This is a genomic window from Methylobacterium sp. C33D (assembly GCF_053345825.1).
Genome location: NZ_JBKFAV010000098.1, coordinates 1 through 1430 on the forward strand (window position 1 = coordinate 1; position 1430 = coordinate 1430).

Sequence of the window (1430 nt, forward strand, 5' to 3'; positions counted from 1 at the left end):
ATGACTGCTCTGGAACCGACGGAGATCTTTCGCGCGGAGGCGGCCGAGCTGCTCGCGTGCCTGGAGGCGACGCTGCTCGACCTGGGCGACCGGCCCGAGGACCGGGCCCTGATCGACACCGCCTTCCGCGCCCTGCACACGATCAAGGGCTCGGGCGCCATGTTCGGCTTCGAGCAGGTCGCCGCCTTCACCCACGACTTCGAGACCGCCTTCGACCGCGTCCGCCGCGGCGAGGTCCCGGTCGGCCGCGACCTCGTCAACGTCTCGCTCTCCGCCAAGGACTACATCCGCGGCCTCATCGAGGAGCCCGAGGCCAGCGCCCCGATCATCGGCGAAGCCATCCTGGCCGAGCTCGAGCAGCTCCTCGGCGCCGCCGCCGTCACCACCGCCACCGCCGCCGCCACCGCCGCCGGCGTCCCCGCGGCACCCGCCCTCCCGGCCGGCGCGGCCGCCCGGCCCGCCGGGGACGGCTGGCAAATCGGCGTCGCCTTCGCCCCGGACGTCCTGCGCAACGGCACCAACCCGCTGGCCCTCCTCGACGAGCTGCGCGACCTCGGCCCCTGCACGGTCGTGCCGCGCCTCGACGCCCTGCCCGAACTCCCCGGCCTCGATCCCGAGAGCCTCGTCCTCGGCTGGGACGTGACCCTGCGCGGGCCCGCGACCCGCGCGGCGGTCGAGGACGTGTTCCTGTTCGTGCGCGACGAGATGGTCCTGACCCTGGAGCCGGCCGGTCCGGCGCTGCCGGACGCCGCACCGGAGGCGGCCGAGGCGCGCGACCCCGCTCCGGCCATTCCCGTTCCGGCCGGTCCCGCTCCGGCCGGCCCCGCTCCGGCCGCGGCGGCCCCGGTCGCCGCCGGGTCCGACGTCCGGGCGCCCGCGGCGGCGCGGCGAGCCGAGGACCGGCCGGCCAGCAGCGTGCGGGTCGAGGCGGAGCGGCTCGACGAGCTGATGGACCGGGTCGGCGAACTCGTCATCGCCCAGGCCCGCCTCGGCCAGCTCGCCGGCCTGCACGCCGATCCCGGCCTCAAGACCGTCGCGGAGGAGATCGAGCGCCTCTCGGCGCGCCTGCGCGACACCACCATGAGCATCCGCATGGTCGCCATCGGCGCCCTGTTCGGCCGCTTCCGCCGCCTCGTCCACGACCTCTCGCGCGACCTCGGCAAGCCGGTCGAGTTCGTCACCGGCGGCGAGGAGACCGAGCTCGACAAGACCGTGATCGAGCGCCTGGCCGACCCGCTCGTCCACCTGATCCGCAACGCCATCGACCACGGCGTCGAGGCGCCCGAGCGCCGCGCGGCCGCCGGCAAGCCCGCCACCGGGCGGATCACCCTGACGGCCGAGCATGCCGGCGCCCAGGTGCTGGTGAGCGTGCGCGACGACGGCGCCGGGCTCGACGCGGCGCGCATCCGCGCCAAGGCCGAGGAGCGGGG

Annotated in this window: 1 protein-coding gene; it reads left to right on the forward strand. The window is 76.3% G+C overall.

Annotation, left to right across the window (positions count from 1 at the left end):
• Positions 1-1430: chemotaxis protein CheA (locus ACLBXO_RS31495; RefSeq protein ID WP_447687882.1), on the forward strand; the 1430-nt coding region annotated here is incomplete at both ends.